Source organism: Streptomyces sp. NPDC059851, from assembly GCF_042732005.1.
Taxonomy (GTDB): Bacteria; Actinomycetota; Actinomycetes; order Streptomycetales; family Streptomycetaceae; genus Streptomyces.
In genome coordinates this window covers 26975-43760 of record NZ_JBHWJJ010000057.1, presented here as the reverse complement: position 1 = coordinate 43760, position 16786 = coordinate 26975, and the positions used below count along the sequence as shown (strand labels likewise).

The window sequence follows — 16786 nt, the reverse complement described above, 5'->3', positions numbered from 1 at the left end:
CGCGAAGCCATGACCGCGGGCGAGGCAGCCTCCCCGACCCACACGAGCCGTGTTCGGGAGGAGCACCCGGACCTGCACCTGGTCAACGGCTACGGTCCGGCCGAGAGCATGGGGTTCACCACCACGTACGCGCTGACCGCGGCCGCTCCGGGGGCGAGTGTTCCCGTGGGGCGGCCGGTGGCGGGCAAGCACGCGTACGTGCTCGGCCCGAACCTCGAACTGCTGCCCCCCAACACCCCCGGCGAGCTGTACTTGGGCGGGCACGGCCTCGCGCACGGCTACATCGGCCGCCCCGCCCTGACGGCCGAGCGTTTCACGGCGAACCCGTACGGTCCGGCGGGCAGCCGCATGTACCGCACGGGCGACCTCGCCCGCTGGAACCGCGACGGCCACCTCGAATACCTCGGCCGCGCCGACCAGCAGCTCAAACTCCGCGGCTTCCGCATCGAACCCGGCGAGATCGAGACGGTACTCCTGGCCGACCCGTCCGTCGCCCAGGCCGCGGTGGCCGTCCGCGAGGACCGGCCCGGCGACAAGCGGCTCGTCGCCTACCTCGTTGCCGCCGCCGGCGGGTGCATCGACACCGACCACATGCGCCGCCACGCCGCGGCATCCCTGCCCGAGTACATGCTGCCGTCCGCCTACGTCGCGCTGGAGGCGCTGCCCCTCACCACCAACGGCAAGCTCGACCGCCGGGCGCTGCCCGCCCCCGACCCCCACCACCACCCCACGGCCGGCCGCGCGCCCCGCAACCCGGCCGAGGAAATCCTCTGCAGCCTCTACGCCGACACCCTCCGCCTGCCCGGCACGACCACCGACGACAACTTCTTCCACCGCGGCGGCCACTCCCTCCTCGCCACCCGGCTGATCGGCCGGATCCGCAGCATCTGGGACACGAAGCTGACCATCCGCGACCTCTTCCAGCACCCCACGCCCGCACTGCTCGCCGAGCACATCGCCCTCGGCTCGGGCGGCGGCACCAACCCGCTCGACGCCGTCCTGCCCATCAGGGCGGCAGCAGCGGGCGCGGCAGCAGGAGCCGCACCGCTGTTCTGCATCCACCCCGTCTCCGGCATCAGCTGGGGCTACGCCGGCCTGCTCCGCCACATCGGCGAGGACAGGCCGATCATCGGACTGCAGGCGCGGCTCCTGACCGAGCCGCACCGCCGGCCCGCCTCCGTGCCGGAGATGGCGGACGACTACCTCGCCTCCATCCGCACCGTCCAGCCGCACGGCCCGTACCACCTCCTGGGCTGGTCCTTCGGCGGCATCGTCGCCCACGCGGTCGCCGCGCGGTTGGAGCAGCTCGGCGAGGAGGTGGCCCTGCTCGCCCTACTCGACGCCTACCCGCTGCCCGACGGTTTCGAGCCGCGGCCCACCACCGGAGCCGACGTCCTCCACGGTCTGCTGGGCGAAGCGGCGGCCGACACGGCCCTGCGGTGCGCCGACGGCCCGCCGGACGTCCGGGAGATCGCCCGGCTCGTGCACGGCCGGGCGCCGGGGCTGGGCGAGCTCGACGGACCCCAGGTCGCCACGGTCGTCGAAGCGACGGCCGCCAACCTGGACATCCGCCTGCGCCACGTGCCGGAACGGCCGTTCGGAGGGGACGTGGTCTTCTTCAACGCCACCGGCACACCCGCCCCGCTCGGCGCGGCGGCGGCCTGGGCCCCGTACGTCCGCGGCCGGATCGAAGAGGTCGACATCGACTGCAAGCACGCCGAGATGACCGACCCCGGCCCGCTACGCGCCATCGGCGCCGTACTGGACCGGCGGCTGCGGCCCGCCCGGCGCTAGGACGCCGACCCGGCGGCGCCACCCGGCGCCGCCGGGCCCGTCCCCGCGCGGCCCGGACCCGCGCGGGGACTGCCCGCAAACTGCCGCCCGGGCCACCGGGCGGCGCCGGATGCCTCTCCTAACGTGAACGTGTCCGAACGGCCGGCCGGCACCCAAGCAGCGGTCCGGCCCCCAGAGGAAGCAAGGGACATGGTGGATCATTCCGGCTGGCGCCTCGGTATCGCGTCGTCTCCCATACACCACGGCGAGATCCTGCAGGGCGTCTTCCCGCACGAGGGCGGCCTCATCAGGGGGCTGGTGACACTCCCCTGCACCCTCTACAAGGCGCACGCGACCTTCATGCCCGCCCCCGGCGCCGAACTGACGGTCTCCCCGGCCTGGAAGACCAAGGCCCTGCGCGCGGCCGAACTCACCATCGCCGCCCTGGCCCCGGCCGGCGGTCGTCCCGTGGGCGGGCACCTCGAACTCTCCAGTGACGTACCGCTGTGCCGCGGGTTCGGCTCCTCGACCAGCGACGTCCTGGCAGCCATCTGGGCGGTCAAGGACGCCTTCGCCGGCTCGCTCCCGCCCGAGGAGGTGGCCCGGCTCGCCGTACAGGCCGAACTGGCCTCCGACTCGCTGATGTTCGAGGAGAGCTCGGTGCTCTTCGCGCAGCGCGAGGGCCAGGTCATCGAGGACTTCGGCTACCGCATGCCGCCGCTGCGGGTCCTCGGCTTCGGCTCCCGGCCGCAGGCCGACGGGCAGGGCGTCGACACCCTCGCCTTCCCGCCGGCCCGCTACGACCACGCCGAGACCAGGAGCTTCGCCGAACTCCGGGCCCAGCTCCGGGAAGCCATCCAGACCAAGGACGTGGCCCTCGTCGGCGCCGTGGCCACGGCCAGCACCGAGATCAACCAGCGGCACCTGCCGATACCCGGACTCGACCGGATCCGGTGGATCGTCCGCGAGACCGGCGCCGTGGGCGTACAGGCGGCCCACAGCGGAGACATCGCCGGAATCCTCTTCGACCGCGACGACCCCGACGTCGGGGCGCGCACGGAACACGCACGAGACCTCCTGCACAGCACGGGCATCCACGAGCAGTGGATCTTCACGACGGGTGACTGACCAACATGACGACGACCATGGTCGCGGGTGCCTCGAAGGTGCACTCGTCTGTAGTGGAAGCCACCGAGCTCCCTCGCATCATCAAACTGACCGACAACCTGTACGGGGCCGCCTTCAGCCTGATGAAGCTGCTGCCCGCCCGCTTCATCCTCGACCGGGCCGAGGCCGCCGGAACCCTCACGCCCGGCACCCCGATCATCGAGACCTCGTCCGGCACCTTCGCCCTCGGCCTCGCCATGGTGTGCCGGTTGCGCGGCTACCCGCTCACCATCGTCGGCGACTCGGCGATAGACCGGGAGCTGCACACCCGGCTGACGATGCTCGGCGCGACCGTCGAGATCGTCGAGGACACCAGCCGGCCCGGCGGCATCCAGGGCGCCAGGCTCGCCCGCGTGGAGGAACTGCGCAGGCTCCGACCGGACAGCTTCGTACCGGGCCAGTACGACAACCCTGACAACCCGGCCGCGTACGGCACCGTCGCCGACCTGATCAGCAACACCGTCGGCACCGTCGACTGCCTCGTCGGACCCGTCGGCTCAGGCGGCTCCACCGGGGGCCTGGCGGCGGCCCTGCGGATGTCCGACCCCGCCCTCCACCTGGTCGGAGTCGACACCCACGGCTCGATCATCTTCGGCACCCCGGACCGCTCGCGCATGCTGCGCGGCCTCGGCAGCAGCATCCATCCGGGCAACGTGCGCCACACCGCCTATGACGAGGTGCACTGGGTCACCGCACCCGAGGCGTTCCACGCGACGCACGACCTGTTCCGCACGCACGGCCTGTTCATGGGCCCCACGAGCGGCGCCTCCTTCCAGGTCGCCGCCTGGTGGGCGCAGCGCAACCCGAACAGCAAGGTCGTGATGGTGCTCCCCGACGAGGGCTACCGCTACCAGTCCACCGTCTACAGCGAGACCTGGCTGCGCGAGCAGGGCATCGTACCGGCCGCCAACCCCGCCGGCCCGGTCCTCGTCGACCACCCCCTGGACGCGGCGCCGGCCTGGTCCCGGCTGCTGTGGGCCAGGCGCCGGTTCGACGACGTGATGGTCCCCGGAGCCGGCGCATGACCGGCCGGCTGCTGCTCCTGGTCGAATCCAACACCACCGGTACGGGGCGCCAGTTCGCGCAGCGCGCCGTCGAGGCCGGCTTCGAGCCGGTCCTGCTCGCCGCGGACCCCGGGCGCTACCCGTACGCCGCCGAGGACGGGCTGAGCACCGTCACCGTGGACACCGCCGACCCCGCGGCCCTGTGGCGGGCGGTCCGTGAACTGGCGCGGACCGCCCCCGTCGCCGGGGTGCTGTCCAGCTCCGAGTACTTCGTCGCCACCGCCGCCGAGGTCGCGGCCCGGCTCGGCCTGCCGGGACCGTCCGCCGAATCGGTGCGCACCTGCCGCGACAAGGCGCGCCAGCGCCGGCTCCTCGACGACGCCGGGGTGCCGGTGCCCGGCTACAAGGACGTCGGCGGGGTGCGGCAGGCGGTGGCCGTCGCCTCCGTCCTCGGACTGCCCGTGGTCGTCAAGCCGGTCCAGGGATCCGGCAGCCTGGGCGTACGGCTGTGCACGACCCTCCGGCAGGTCGCCGCCCACGCGGGCGAGCTGCTCGCCGCCGGCGTGAACGAGCGCGGGCTCGCCGCCCCCTCCCGGATCCTCGTCGAGTCCTACCTGTCGGGCCGGGAGTTCTCGGTCGAGGTGGTCGGGCGCCGGGCCGTTGCCGTGGTGGCCAAGCACGTCGGCCCGCCGCCGGTGTTCGTCGAGACCGGCCACGACCTGCCCGCCGCCCTGCCGGCCGCACAGCGGGCAGCCCTGACCGCGTGCGCGGAGCACGCCGTACGGGCGCTCGGCCTCGGCTGGGGAGCGGCCCACGTCGAGCTGCGGATGGACCGCGGCACACCCCGGGTGATCGAGGTCAACCCGCGGCTGGCCGGCGGCATGATCCCCGAGCTGGTGCGCCACGCCTACGGCATCGACCTGGTCGCCGCCCAGATCCGGGCGGCCGTCGGCGAGCCGGTCGAGCCGGTCCCCTCCCGGGAGGCCGGCGCGTCCATCCGCTTCCTCACCGCCGACGCCGACGGGTTCCTCGGCACCGCGGAGGCCGTCGGCACCGCCGTGTCCCGGGCGCGAGCGATACCGGGGGTCACGGACGCCGCCCTGTACCGCGCTCCGGGCAGCGCCGTCGCCCCGGCCGAGGACTTCCGCGGACGCCTGGGCCACGTCATCGCCACCGCACCCGACGCCGACCGCTCGGCGGCGCTCGCCGACGAGGCGCTGGCCCGGCTGGCCACGGCACTGCTGCCCGCCCGACCCGGAGCCCCCGGCGACCCGTCGACCCTCAAGGAGGCCGCATGAGCACCACGGCTCCCGCCCCGCCCGCTGCGGCCGCCCCGCCGGCCCCGGCTCCCGCCCAGCCCGCCCCGACCGCGGCCCCCGCCGCCACCGCTGCGGGCGGCCCCGCCGGAGCGGACACGGGCCGCCTGCGCACCACCCTCCACGACGAGGCACACCGCATCGTCTACGACCAGTACCTCCCGGACACCGGCCCGGACGGCCTCGGCCAGGAGCTGTACCTGATCAGCGAAGTGGACCGGGCCCACCTCGTCATGCTCGCCGAACGGGGCGTCGTCGACACCGGCCGCACCGCAGCCCTGCTGCGCACCATCACCGCCCTGCGCGCCGACGGCTTCGCGGACCTGCACGGCATGCCCATGCCGCGCGGCGTGTACCTGGCCTACGAGGGCCGCCTCGTGGAACTGCTCGGCGAGCGCGTCGGCGGCGTCCTGCACACCGGACGGTCCCGCAACGACCTCAACGCGACGACCGTACGGCTCAAGGCGCGCGGTCCCTACGGCGAACTCCTCGACGGGACCGCCGCCCTGGCCCGCAGCCTCCTCGCCCGGGCCTCCGCGTACCGCGGGGTCACCATGCCCGCGTACACCCACGGACAGCCCGCCGTGCCCATCACCTACGGGCACTACCTCGCCGGAGTGGCCGCCGCCGTGCTGCGCGCCCTCGACGGGCTGCTCGACGCGGGCCGGGAGCTCGACGTCAACCCCCTCGGGGCCGGAGCCGTCGGCGGGACCTCGGTCGCGATCGCGCCCGAGCGCACCGCCGAGCTGCTCGGCTTCACCACCACGGCCCCGAACTCCGTCGACGCGGTGGCCTCCCGCGACTTCGTGCTGCGCCTGCTCGCCGCCTGCTCCGTCCTCGGCGTGACGACGGCCCGGGTCGCCCGCGACCTCGGCTGGTGGACCTCGGAGGAGTTCGGCCTGCTGCGGATGGCCGACGACCTGGTCGGCTCCAGCTCGATGATGCCCCAGAAACGCAATCCCTTCCTGCTGGAGCACATCCAGGGCCGGTCGACCGCCGCCGCCGGCGGCTTCACCGCGGCTGCGGCGGCGATGGGCACCGCCGGATTCACCAATGCCATCGCCGTCGGCGGCGAGGCCGTACGCCACCTCTGGCCCGGCCTGCGCAGCACGGCGGACGCGGTCACCCTGCTGCGGCTGGTGGTGGGCGGCGCGGAGCCGGTGTCCGAGCGCATGGCGCAGCGGGCCGTGGACGGCTTCACTACGGCGACGTACCTCGCGGAGCGCCTCGTCATGGACGGCATGCCGTTCCGCGAGGCCCACCACCTGGTGGGCGAGACCGTACTCGGCGCCCTGGAGCAGGGCGTCTCCCTGACCGAGGCCGGCCGCGCCCGCCCCGAGGTCGCAGCCCTCGCGCCGTCCGAGCCGGAATCCGCCGCCTCCTGGCTGGACCCGGCGGACGTCGCCGCCGCCTGCGTCCACGGCGCTGGCCCCGGTGCGGCCTCGGCCGAGGCCGCCCTCGGCCGGCTCGGCGCCGAACTGGACCGGCTGCAAGCCGAGGTGACCGCACGGCGGGAACGCTGGAGGGGCGCGGCCGAGCAGCTCGCCGCGACGGTGCAGGGGATCGTGGAGTCCGCATGACCGCCGCCCGGCGCGCGCTGATGCGCCAACACGACTTCGGGATGCTGTGGTTCGGGGAGACCGTCAGCAGGTTCGGCAGCAGCATCTCCGCCGTCGCCATGCCGCTGGTCGCCGTGGTGACCCTGCAGGCCGGCACGATGTGGGTGAGCGTGCTGGCTGCTGCGGCCTGGGTGCCCTGGCTGCTGTTCGGGCTGTCGGCCGGAGCCTGGGTGGACCGGGTACGCCGCCGCCCGCTGATGATCGCCTGCAACCTGGGGTCGCTCGTCCTGCTCGCCTCCGTCCCCGTCGCGGCCCGGCTCGGCGCCCTCACCCTCGCACACCTGCTCGCCGTGGCCCTGCTGACCGGCTGCGCGAGCGTCCTGTTCTCCATCGCCTACCGGGTCTACCTGCCCTCGGTGGTGGCCAAGGAGGACCTGCCCGAAGCGAACGCGAAACTGCAGGGCAGCGAGTCCGTGGCACAGCTCGGCGGCCAGGGCGTCGGCGGCCTGCTGGCGCAGGCCTTCGGCGCCGTGACCGGGCTGCTGGCCAACGCCGCCACCTTCCTCGTGTCCACGCTCTGCCTGCTCGCGATCCGGGACCGCGAACCCCACCCCGGGAAACCGGCTGCGCCCACTCGGCTGCGCCAGGAGATCCGGGAAGGACTGCACCACACCCTGCGCGACCCCTACCTGCGCCTGCTCACCGCGTACGGGGCGGTCACCAACCTGCTGCTGACCGGCTGCCACGCCATCCTCACCGTCTTCCTCGTCCGTGAACTGGGCGTCAGTGAAGGTGCGGTGGGCTGGCTGCTCGCCGCGGGCGGCGTCGGCGGGCTCCTCGGAGCCCTCGTCGCCACCCCGACCGCCCGTCGCTTCGGCAGCGCACGCGGCATGCTGCTGTGCAAACTCGTCACCGCCCCCCTGGGGCTGCTGATCCCGCTGGCCGGCGAGGGATGGCGGGTGACGCTCCTCGCCCTGGGCCTGGCCGGGCTGTCGGTGGGCGTGGTCTGCGGCAGCGTCATCCAAGGCGCGTTCCGCCAGGCGTACTGCCCGCCCGAGCTGCTCGGCCGCATCACGGCGAGCCACTCCGTCGCCAACTACGGCTCGGTACCGGTCGGCGCACTCCTCGGCGGCGTCCTCGGAACCGCCATCGGGCTCCGCCCGACCCTGTGGCTGCTCACGGCGGGCCTCGCCGTCAGCAGCCTCCTGCTGGCCGTACGCCCGCTGGGCGGGCGCCGCGACCTGCCGACGGCGCCGCCCGCGGGGACCGGGGGCGGAACGGACCGACCGGCGGACGAACCGGACACGGCGAGTACGCCGGACACGGCGGCGGGAACGGCAGCCACCACGGCGGCACGGACCGCGTGCGCCGCGGGAAGGGCGGCGCGGACCGCGGACGCAGCGGAGGACCGCGACACGTGACGGGCCTCCCGCAAGGGAGCCGAGCACCACCGAGACGAGGGTCGGAAGCACCCAGTGGACATCAAGGCGCAGGCTGAACGGCGTGACCGCCCCACACCCGGGTCCCCCGACCTGTGGCTGCTGCGGCTGTCCGACACCCCGGACTCCTTCGCGGACCCGGCCAGCCTGGACCCGGCCGAACGCGAGCGGGCCGCGGCCCTCGCCCGGCCCGCGGACCGCATCCGCTTCACCGCGGCCCACGTCGCGCTGCGCGCCGTCCTGGCCTCCTACCTGGCGGTCCCGCCGGCGGACATCCGCTACGTGCGGGAGGAATGCCCCTGCTGCGGCGGCCCGCACGGGCGTCCGGCCCTCCGGGGCTTCCCCGACGACCTGCACTTCTCGCTCTCCCACCGGAGCGACCTGGTGCTGATCGGCGTGGCCCGCGCCCCGATCGGAGTGGACGTGGACATGGTGTCCGACGCCGTGGAGAGCGACGAACTCGCCCTGATGCTCCACCCCGAAGAGCAGCGCGAGGCCCGGCGGCTGGACCCGGTCCGGCGCCCGCGCGCCATCGCCCGCCTGTGGACCCGCAAGGAGGCCTACCTCAAGGGCCTCGGCACCGGCCTCGGCCGCGACCCGGCCACGGACTACATCGGCCTGGACCCCGAGGGCACCCGCCGGACCCGCGGCGACTGGCACTTCCTGGACGTCCCGGTGGACCGCGGCTACGTGGCTTCGGCGGCCGTCCGTGAACCCCTGACCGCCGGCCCCCTACCCCTGCACCGCTTGACCCGAGTTCAGGATTGCTCTTGCACTTAGTTCAACTGTGGGCCTATGGTTCTTCTCGTGCCGGACTTGAACTAAGTTAAAGTCCCTTGAACCGGAGGTCCCCCATGAACGCGCTCGCCCTCGCCGCCGCTGTCGCCCAGCTCCTCGTCGCCGCCGCCTTCCTGAGCATCCCGCTCCTGCGCAACCGCTTCGGCGCCGTCGCCAAGGCCGCGGCCGTCACCGAACTGCAGCGCCAGGGCATCCGCCCCGAGGTGCTGGAGGAGAACAAGCTCCGCTTCGACGCCAGTGGTCACGAGTGGTGGGCGCCCGGCTCCTTCGCCGCCGTCAACATCGCGGCCGCCGCGCTCAACCTGGCCGGCAGCCCCTGGGGCACCACCCTCACGTGGATCTTCTCCTCGATCGCGTTCCTCGCCAACATCGCGATCCTGCAGAGCCAGCTCGGCGCCGTGAAGTCCGTCCGGGCCGCCTTCCGCCGCAAGGGCGACGCCGAGCTGCTGCGGGTCGACGTCCCCGCCTTCCTCAAGGCCGCCGAGGGCGCCTTCCCGGCCTGGACCCGCGTCCTGCAGAACGTCCGCCACACCGTCGTCTTCGCCGGCTCGGCGCTCGCCCTGACCGCCGCCGCCCTGATCTGACCCACCGCCAGGACCTCCCTCCACGTTCGCCGCACGAGGGCCGCGACCCCGCTGAGGGGCCGCGGCCCTCTCCGTGCGCGCGCAGCCGGGGGCGATGACCGCGCCGGGGTCGTTCCGGCCGGCGCAGTACCCGTGGGTACGCAGCACGTACGGGCCGACCGGCCGGCCGACGCGCCGGCCCCACGGCAGCCCGCTGCGGACCGCCGCGAGCCGGCTCCGCGCACCCGCCCGGCACGCTCAGCGCTCGACCCCCGCGACGTCGAGCAGGTGGTGCATGAGCTCGACGGGCAGGGCCGGGTTGCGGGCCGCCGCTCGCGCCACGCCCTCCGCCTGCGCGCCGAGCAGTTCGACGAGCCTCGGACGGGGCAGGCGGGGGTCGGCCGCCGCATGGCGCCCGACCATGTCCGAGGTGTCGTGGGACAGCCGCTCCACGAGTTCGGGCGCGGCCCGCGGGTCGAACAGGGCCGCGTACCGCAGCCGGTGGTTCGGATCGTCCGCGAAGCGGGCCAGGCCGGGGCGCGCGAAGCCGCGGCGGTACGCCAGCGTCCCCCAGCTCAGCCCGTCCCAGTCGGCGAACATCTCCAGGAGCAGCGCGTGCGGGGCGTGGTCGTTCTCGCACAGCATGAGCCTGACGAAGTAGTCGTCGTCGACCGCCAACCGTGCGGTCACGTCCGCCGGCAGCTGCGGCGCGCACGTGACGCCGCGGCGCAGCAGGACGTGGCAGGAGGCCGCGATCTCCCGCAACGCGTCCGGGTCGCCGAAGCGTTCCGCCACCCAGTCCGGCACGGGGTGGCGGCCCGCGGGCACGGTGTAGTCGATGGCCGCCCGCTGCTCCTCGGTCACGTCCGCGCGGAGGGAGACGGCGAGTCGGACCGAGGGATCGGGATCGCAGGCGAGTGCGAGGGCGAGGGTCGCGGGGACGTGGGGGTTGCGTGCGGCCCCGTGGCGCAGGGCATCGTCCTCGTGGGTCACCAGGAACGCGGCCAGGGCCGCATCGACGGGTGCGCCGGACGCGGCGTCGCGGCGCCGGCGTTCGTCAGTCTCGGCGCGGAAGTCCTCCACCGTCGTCGGCAGCGGTGCGTCGACGTGGGTGGCACGTACGACCGCCTTGCGGACCCGGGCGTCAGGGTCGGCCAGGGCAGCGGCCCGTACCTCCGGGCGCAGCCGGGGCCAGCTCCAGGAGTCGATGGCGGCTGCCCGGACGCGGGGATCGGGGTCCTCGGCCAGCGGGAGCAGCACCTCTTCCGGCAGGCTGCGCAGCCCGGTGGCCAGGAACCTCAGCCGGGCGTCCGGGCTGGTGGCGAGCCGCACGGTGGCCTCCGGCGGCAGTTCGAGGTCGTGCTCCCACGCCGTGATCACCGCGGTGCGCTGCACCTTCGGGTCGGGATCCTCGGCGAGTGCGGCCAGCACGTCGGGCGGCAGGCGCGGGTTCTCGGCGAGCAGTTTGCGGACCCCGGGGTCGGGGTGCCCGACGGCGGCCCTCGCCGCGGCAGGGGACAGCCGGTGGTGCGGGAGCCAGTACCGGGCGTCGGGCAGCGGGTCGACCGTGAACACGCGGCGCAGCACCGCGTCCGGCGCGGCGCCGTTCGCGGCGAGCCCCAGGAGCCACTCCGCGTGCAGAGCGGTGTCGGCTCCGAGTCGCCGCACGGCATCGGCACGAGCCGCGTCCGACGCCACCGCCACGCCGAACGCGACCCGTGTCAACTGATCGTCTTCGCGCCCCATGGAGCAATGCTCGCAAGGCCCGCCCGGACCGGCCCGCCCGGCCCGTCCGCCCGGTGCGGCACGGCCGCGTCGATCACTGGCCGGCGCCCCCACCGCCACCCCGCCGAGGCCGGGTCGGTGCCAGCCGCGCGTCGGCGACATCCGGGCGCGACGGTGCGCGCCCCCCGGACGTTCGCCCCGATCACCCGGCGGTAGCGCCCGGTGCGGGGCCGGTCCAGCAAGCATCGGCGGCCGGGTCACCGCCCGGTCGACGCCGCTCCTCGCCCACTCCGCTTCCCCACCGCCGGGTCGGCGTCACGGGTCGCGCAGGAAGTGCCGGAGCATCGGCCCGGTGACCGGAGGCGGCCTTCGCCTGCTTGTCGCCGTTCGCGCCCAGGGCGGAGGTCACTGCGTCCCGACGGAGCGCACCCGAACGAGGGCCTCCTGATCGCCGCCCTCCACGACGAGCCCGCCACGCCGCGCGGTGCTACGCCGACGCCGTGCCGCTGGCCGCCTCACTGTTCGCCGAGCCGGCCCTGCTCGACGAGCACCGCGAAGGGGGCCAGCGGATCGGCGCGCCCGCACCGCGTGCTCGACGCCCCGGTGGGGCACCCGGGCGCGGATCGCGGAGCGGCCGGCTCCGCGCGGACGCCGATCCGTACGCCGCTCATGCGTCGCGCTCGGCCGCGTACCGCGGTTCCGGTTTCGGCCTACCGCACTGTGCCGTGCACAGGACCGCGGACTACCGGAGCGCCTAATTCCGCTCCTGCGGTCCGTTCGGGATGATGAGCGCCCGTCAGCCCGGCGAAGGGAACGGAACATGACCACGGTGTGGTCGAAGCAGGGCGTACTCCGTCGCAAACCGATCGAGCACATCGAAGAGCCCGAAGGCCCGCCCAGTGAGCAGCTCACACGCACCCTCGGTCTGTGGCAGCTCACCGCCATCGGCGTCGGCGGCATCATCGGCGCCGGCATCTTCACGCTCGCCGGAACGGTCGCCAACGGCGTCGCCGGCCCGGCCGTCCTCGTCTCCTTCCTCATCGCCGGTATTGCCAGCGCCGCCGCGGCCTTCTCCTACGCGGAGTTCGCCGGTCTGATCCCGAAGGCCGGTTCCGCGTACACCTACGGCTACGCCGTCCTCGGCGAGCTGGCGGGCTGGTTCATCGGGTGGGACCTGCTGCTGGAGTACACGGCCATCGTGGCGGTGGTCGCCATCGGCATCTCCGGGTACTTCAACTTCCTCCTGGAGGAAACGGGCGCAGCCCTGCCCACCTGGATGCTCGGAGCCCCGGGCACCGGCGAGGGGCACCGCTTCGACCTCATCGCGGTCGTGCTGTGCCTGTTCACGGCCTACCTCCTCAACCTGGGCATCAAGAGCGCGGCACGCTTCGAGACGGTCGTCGTCATCCTGAAGGTGCTGGTCGTGCTCCTGGTCATCGTCGTCGGCTTCTTCCACATCAACGCCGACAACTACACGCCCTTCTTCCCGTTCGGGGTGGGCGGCGCCATCACCGGCGCGGCCACCGTCTTCTTCGCGGTCTTCGGCTACGACGCGATGAGCACGGCGGCGGAGGAGTCCAAGGACGCGCAGCGGCACATGCCCCGGGCGATCATCTACTCCCTCGCCATCGCCATGGTGCTGTACGTGCTCGCCTGCCTGGTCCTGACGGGCATGCAGAACTACACGGAGATCGACCCCGAGAGCGGCTTCTCCTCCGCCTTCAAGGCCGTCGGGCTGCCCCTGGTCGCCGACGTCATCGCGGTCGGGGCGATCATCGGCATCCTCACCGTGATGTTCACGTTCATGCTCGGCGTGACCCGCGTGTGGTTCTCCATGAGCCGTGACGGACTGCTGCCCCACTGGTTCGCCAAGACGCACCCGACCCGGCACGTCCCGACCCGCGTCACCTGGATCGTCGGTGTGGCATCGGCGGCCATCGCGGGCTTCGTACCCATCGGTGAGGCGGCGGAGCTCACCAACATCGGGATCCTGCTCGCCTTCGCCGTCGTCTGCACCTCGGTCATCGTGCTGCGCTACCGGCGTCCCGACCTGCCCCGCACCTTCCGCACACCCCTCATGCCGTTCACCCCCGCGGTCGGCGTCATCGCCTCGATCTGGCTCATCACCTACCTGCGCGTGGAGACGTGGATCCGCTTCGCCATCTGGTTCCTCATCGGCCTGGTCCTCTACTTCGGCTACTCCTACCGGCACTCCAAGCTGGCCGGGCGGGGCCCGGCCACGACCACGGGCGGAGGGAGCCCCCCTGCCTGACCCCGGCATGACCCCTGCATGACCTGCCGTGGCACGGTTCGGGACGGGACGGGACTTCGCCCGCGTGCAGCCCAGAGGACCCGGTCGGCCGACCCGCTCGACCTCGACACGGGCGGATCACGAACCAGGGGAGTGCGCGGGGCGGCGGGCCGGACCGCCGGCCCCGTCAGGGGTTGACGCCCGCAGAGTGTGAGTGGTTTATTACTCACATGCAGACGGAACGGCAACGCAAACTCTCCACAGCGGAGGAGCGCCGCGAGACGGTGCTCCGTACCGCGATCGGCGCCTTCGCGGCGCGGGGGTACTTCGGGACCACCACCACGGAGGTGGCCAAAGCGGCCGGCATCTCCCAGGCGTACGTCTACCGGCTGTTCCCGAACAAGGAAGCCCTGTTCGCCGCGGTGGTCGAGCACTGCTTCACCCAGGTCCGCGCCCCGCGGGGGCGCGGCGCGGCCCCGGCCGCGGGTGGCTCGCCCCCGCAAGAAAAGTCCACCACATTGGGCGGGGGGGGGGTCCGCCTCTGCTTCCCCCGGTCCCGCGCGGGGGTGGCGGGGGCCGCGGCCGAGGCGGAGGGTGCCTCGCCGGAGCTCGTACTGGCCTCCATGGGGGACGCGTACGCCCGGCTGATCAGCGACAACGACCTGTTGCTGGTCCAGCTGCACGCGCAGGCGGCCGCCGTCTCCGAGCCGGTGATCCGGGACGCGGTTCGTGCGGGGTACGCCCGTGTCGTGGAGTACGTACGCGGCGCCTCGGGCGGGGACGAGCGGCAGGTCCAGGAGTTCTTCGCGATCGGCATGCTCTGCCACCTCGTCGTCTCGCTCGGTGTGGGCGCCGGGGGCGGGGTGGAAGGGGCCGGCGGGGCGGTCGGAGCGGACGGGGTCGAAGAGCCCTGGATGCGGACGCTCGCCGCGGGCATCACGCACTACTGAGTTTCCTTTCCGCCCCGGTGCGGTGGTGCGCGGGGTGTGGGTCGTGGGTCGTGGGGACGCGGGGTGCGTGCCGGGCCCGTGGCGTGGGGCGGTCCGTGTCGGTCATCCGGCTGGGCCGTCCTCTTTCAGGGCCAAAGAGTGAGTGGTTAACCGCACATAGAAGGGAAGGGGGTCCGACGTCATGCCGCACCACGCGGAAGGGCCGGGCACGCAAGGCAGTGCCGGCACCCGGGCCGGCGGGCGGGGCGTGCTGGCCGCGCTCGCCGCAGCACAGTTCGTCGTCGTCCTGAGCACGTCCGTGGTCAACGTCGCGCTGCCGCGCATCCGGGACGCCGTGGCCCTCTCCGACACCGGCATGTCCTGGGTGGTCAACGCCTACGGCCTCGCCTTCGGGGCCCTGCTGCTCCTCGGCGGCCGCGCCGCCGATCTGACCGGCGCCCGCCGGGCACTCACCGTCGGACTGGGCCTGTTCGCCGCCGCCTCGGTGACGGCAGGACTGGCCGGCACGCCGTGGCTGCTCATCGGTGCCCGCGTCGCCCAGGGCGTCGCCGCCGCCGTCGCCGCCCCCGCCGCGCTCGCCCTCGTCGTCCGGCTCTTTCCCCCCGGCGGGGCCCGCGCCCGTGCCCTGGGCGTCTGGGGCGCCGTCTCCGGAGCGGGCGGCGCGGCCGGGGTGCTGCTCGGCGGGGTACTGACCGAGGCTTTCGGCTGGCCCTGGATCTTCCACGCTTGCGGGCTCGGTGCGGCCCTCGCCCTCGCCGCGGCATTCCGCCTGGTCCCCGCCGACCCCGGCCGCCCGCGGGCAGCCGCGGGCCGGGCACGTGTCGACCTCCCCGGCGTGCTGTCCGTCACCGCCGCGGTCGCCGCCCTCGTCTACGGGCTCACGGCCGTCCGCAACAGCTCCGGGCCGACCGCCGACCCGTACGTCCTCGGCCCGCTCGCCGCCGCCGGACTCCTGTTGCTCCTCTTCCTGCGGGCCGAGCGCCGCCATCCGGCGCCGCTCCTGCCGCCCGGACTGCTCCGCCAGGGGCTGGTCGCCCCGGCCAACCTCCTCATGGCCCTGCTCGGCGCCGTCTGGGTCGGCCTGTTCTTCTACCTCCCGCTGCTCCAGCAACAGGTCCTCGGCGCCGGCCCCATGGCCGCTGGCCTGGCCCAAGTCCCGCTCGCCGCCGCGAACATGCTCGGCTCCTCCCTGGCCCCGCGCCTGACCCGCCCGCTCGGCCCGCACCGCACCCTGGCCCTGGGGCTCCTCGCCCAGGCCGTCGGCCTCCTCTGGCTGGCCCACCTCAGCGCGCCGGGCAGCACCACCCTGGCCGGGCTGACCGGCCCCACCGTGCTCATCGGCCTCGGCCTCGGCATCGCCTTCGTCCAGCTCACCGGTGCCGCGGTGAGCGGCGTCCGCCCGGCGGACGCCGGCGTGGCCGGCGGGCTGGTCAACACCACCCGCCAGCTCGGCGGCGCCGTGGGCCTCGCCCTGCTCGGAACCCTCGCCACCTCCGTCAGCGCCGGCGCCCCCGCCGAAGACCCCGCTGCTCTCGCCGACGGCTACCGGGCGGCCTTCCTCCTGGCCGCCGCCACCGCCGCCGCAGCCGCAGCCCTCACCCCGCTGCTGCCCCGCCGCGCCACTGCGGGTCCCACCCCGGGGCCCACCGCCGGGCCCGTACCCGGTTCCCCGCCCGGCCCCACCGACGACAACGACGACACCACCGAAGACCACACCACCGAAGGAGCCCAACGATGAACCCCGAGACCCCCGCCCGCCACACCATCGACGAGTCCGCGCCCGCCGTCGTACGCCTCACCGCCACCGTCCGTGCCCCGCTCGCCCGCCTCTGGGCCCTGCACACCGACATCGCGGCCTGGCCCCACTGGAACCCGGACGTCACCCGGGCCGAGCCCACCGGCCCGCTCACGGTCGGAGCCGTCTTCCACTGGCACACCCACGGGCTCGACATCACCTCCACCGTCCTGGAGCTCGTCCCCGGGCAGCGGATCGTCTGGGGCGGCCCCGCGCACGGCATCGACGGCATCCACGTATGGACCTTCGAGGAGACGGCCGACGGCGCAGTGACCGTCCGCACCGAGGAGTCCTGGAGCGGAGCCCCCGTCGACGCCGCGCCCGAGGAACTCGGGCAGGCCCTCCGGCAGTCCCTGGAGAGCTGGCTGGCCGCACTGAAGACCACCGCGGAACACCGCTGACCATCCCTGCCCCCGGGCCCGCCCCTGGGACCGCCCCTGGACCCG

General features: G+C 74.3%; 14 protein-coding genes. 12 read left to right on the top strand and 2 right to left on the bottom strand.

The window, feature by feature from the left end:
* The 8 genes from ACFV7Q_RS20615 to ACFV7Q_RS20580 all read left to right on the top strand — a co-directional run.
* Nucleotides 1-1794, top strand: a 1794-nt coding sequence (locus ACFV7Q_RS20615; protein WP_385430304.1) for a thioesterase domain-containing protein, incomplete at its 5' end; no start/stop codon positions are given.
* Nucleotides 1795-1983: 189 nt separating this feature from the next.
* On the top strand, nt 1984-2901 hold the full coding sequence (locus tag ACFV7Q_RS20610; protein WP_385430302.1) for a kinase: 918 nt from the start codon (nt 1984-1986) through the stop codon (nt 2899-2901).
* Between the two features lie 5 nt (nt 2902-2906).
* On the top strand, nt 2907-3965 hold the full coding sequence (locus tag ACFV7Q_RS20605; protein ID WP_385430300.1) for a PLP-dependent cysteine synthase family protein: 1059 nt from the start codon (nt 2907-2909) through the stop codon (nt 3963-3965).
* Nucleotides 3962-5242, top strand: coding sequence for an ATP-grasp domain-containing protein (locus ACFV7Q_RS20600; RefSeq protein ID WP_385430298.1), 1281 nt, complete (start codon nt 3962-3964; stop codon nt 5240-5242). Before ACFV7Q_RS20605 ends, ACFV7Q_RS20600 begins: the two co-directional genes overlap by 4 nt.
* Entirely contained in the window at nt 5239-6840 is a 1602-nt protein-coding gene (locus ACFV7Q_RS20595) for an argininosuccinate lyase (protein WP_385430296.1), read from the top strand. Before ACFV7Q_RS20600 ends, ACFV7Q_RS20595 begins: the two co-directional genes overlap by 4 nt.
* Nucleotides 6837-8240, top strand: a complete 1404-nt coding sequence (locus ACFV7Q_RS20590; RefSeq protein ID WP_385430295.1) for an MFS transporter — start codon at nt 6837-6839, stop codon at nt 8238-8240. The genes ACFV7Q_RS20595 and ACFV7Q_RS20590 overlap by 4 nt, the downstream gene beginning before the upstream one ends.
* Before the next feature lie 54 nt (nt 8241-8294).
* On the top strand, nt 8295-9038 hold the full coding sequence (locus tag ACFV7Q_RS20585; RefSeq protein WP_385430294.1) for a 4'-phosphopantetheinyl transferase family protein: 744 nt from the start codon (nt 8295-8297) through the stop codon (nt 9036-9038).
* A 74-nt stretch (nt 9039-9112) separates the two neighbouring features.
* Nucleotides 9113-9640: a hypothetical protein gene (locus ACFV7Q_RS20580; protein WP_385430292.1), complete on the top strand. Its 528-nt coding sequence runs from the start codon at nt 9113-9115 to the stop codon at nt 9638-9640.
* 237 nt (nt 9641-9877) lie between these two features.
* On the opposite strand, the gene ACFV7Q_RS20575 is transcribed toward ACFV7Q_RS20580, so the two are convergent.
* Together ACFV7Q_RS20575 and ACFV7Q_RS20570 are read right to left on the bottom strand one after the other, a co-directional pair.
* Nucleotides 9878-11365, bottom strand: coding sequence for a hypothetical protein (locus tag ACFV7Q_RS20575; RefSeq protein WP_385430291.1), 1488 nt, complete (start codon nt 11363-11365; stop codon nt 9878-9880).
* Nucleotides 11366-11859: 494 nt separating this feature from the next.
* Complete coding sequence (locus ACFV7Q_RS20570) at nt 11860-12015, bottom strand: hypothetical protein (RefSeq protein ID WP_385430289.1); 156 nt, start codon at nt 12013-12015, stop codon at nt 11860-11862.
* 149 nt (nt 12016-12164) lie between these two features.
* Here ACFV7Q_RS20570 and ACFV7Q_RS20565 point away from each other — a divergent pair, with 149 nt between their 5' ends.
* The 4 genes from ACFV7Q_RS20565 to ACFV7Q_RS20550 all read left to right on the top strand — a co-directional run bounded on the left by ACFV7Q_RS20565 (nt 12165) and on the right by ACFV7Q_RS20550 (nt 16741).
* Complete coding sequence (locus tag ACFV7Q_RS20565; protein ID WP_385430288.1) at nt 12165-13616, top strand: amino acid permease; 1452 nt, start codon at nt 12165-12167, stop codon at nt 13614-13616.
* A gap of 209 nt (nt 13617-13825) precedes the next feature.
* Entirely contained in the window at nt 13826-14545 is a 720-nt protein-coding gene (locus ACFV7Q_RS20560; RefSeq protein ID WP_385430286.1) for a TetR/AcrR family transcriptional regulator, read from the top strand.
* Nucleotides 14546-14726: 181 nt separating this feature from the next.
* Complete coding sequence (locus tag ACFV7Q_RS20555) at nt 14727-16283, top strand: MFS transporter (protein WP_385430284.1); 1557 nt, start codon at nt 14727-14729, stop codon at nt 16281-16283.
* Entirely contained in the window at nt 16280-16741 is a 462-nt protein-coding gene (locus ACFV7Q_RS20550) for an SRPBCC family protein (protein ID WP_385430282.1), read from the top strand. Before ACFV7Q_RS20555 ends, ACFV7Q_RS20550 begins: the two co-directional genes overlap by 4 nt.
* The last annotated feature ends 45 nt before the right edge of the window (nt 16742-16786 follow it).

Bases quoted from the DNA above. Each gene is read 5' to 3' on its own strand.
- ACFV7Q_RS20565 (WP_385430288.1), top strand. From the start codon at position 12,165: ATGACCACGGTGTGGTCGAAGCAGGGCGTACTCCGTCGCAAACCGATC.
- ACFV7Q_RS20550 (WP_385430282.1), top strand. From the start codon at position 16,280: ATGAACCCCGAGACCCCCGCCCGCCACACCATCGACGAGTCCGCGCCC.
- ACFV7Q_RS20610 (WP_385430302.1), top strand. From the start codon at position 1,984: ATGGTGGATCATTCCGGCTGGCGCCTCGGTATCGCGTCGTCTCCCATA.
- ACFV7Q_RS20555 (WP_385430284.1), top strand. From the start codon at position 14,727: ATGCCGCACCACGCGGAAGGGCCGGGCACGCAAGGCAGTGCCGGCACC.
- ACFV7Q_RS20605 (WP_385430300.1), top strand. From the start codon at position 2,907: ATGACGACGACCATGGTCGCGGGTGCCTCGAAGGTGCACTCGTCTGTA.
- ACFV7Q_RS20570 (WP_385430289.1), bottom strand. From the start codon at position 12,015: ATGAGCGGCGTACGGATCGGCGTCCGCGCGGAGCCGGCCGCTCCGCGA.
- ACFV7Q_RS20560 (WP_385430286.1), top strand. From the start codon at position 13,826: ATGCAGACGGAACGGCAACGCAAACTCTCCACAGCGGAGGAGCGCCGC.
- ACFV7Q_RS20580 (WP_385430292.1), top strand. From the start codon at position 9,113: ATGAACGCGCTCGCCCTCGCCGCCGCTGTCGCCCAGCTCCTCGTCGCC.
- ACFV7Q_RS20595 (WP_385430296.1), top strand. From the start codon at position 5,239: ATGAGCACCACGGCTCCCGCCCCGCCCGCTGCGGCCGCCCCGCCGGCC.
- ACFV7Q_RS20600 (WP_385430298.1), top strand. From the start codon at position 3,962: ATGACCGGCCGGCTGCTGCTCCTGGTCGAATCCAACACCACCGGTACG.
- ACFV7Q_RS20590 (WP_385430295.1), top strand. From the start codon at position 6,837: ATGACCGCCGCCCGGCGCGCGCTGATGCGCCAACACGACTTCGGGATG.
- ACFV7Q_RS20575 (WP_385430291.1), bottom strand. From the start codon at position 11,365: ATGGGGCGCGAAGACGATCAGTTGACACGGGTCGCGTTCGGCGTGGCG.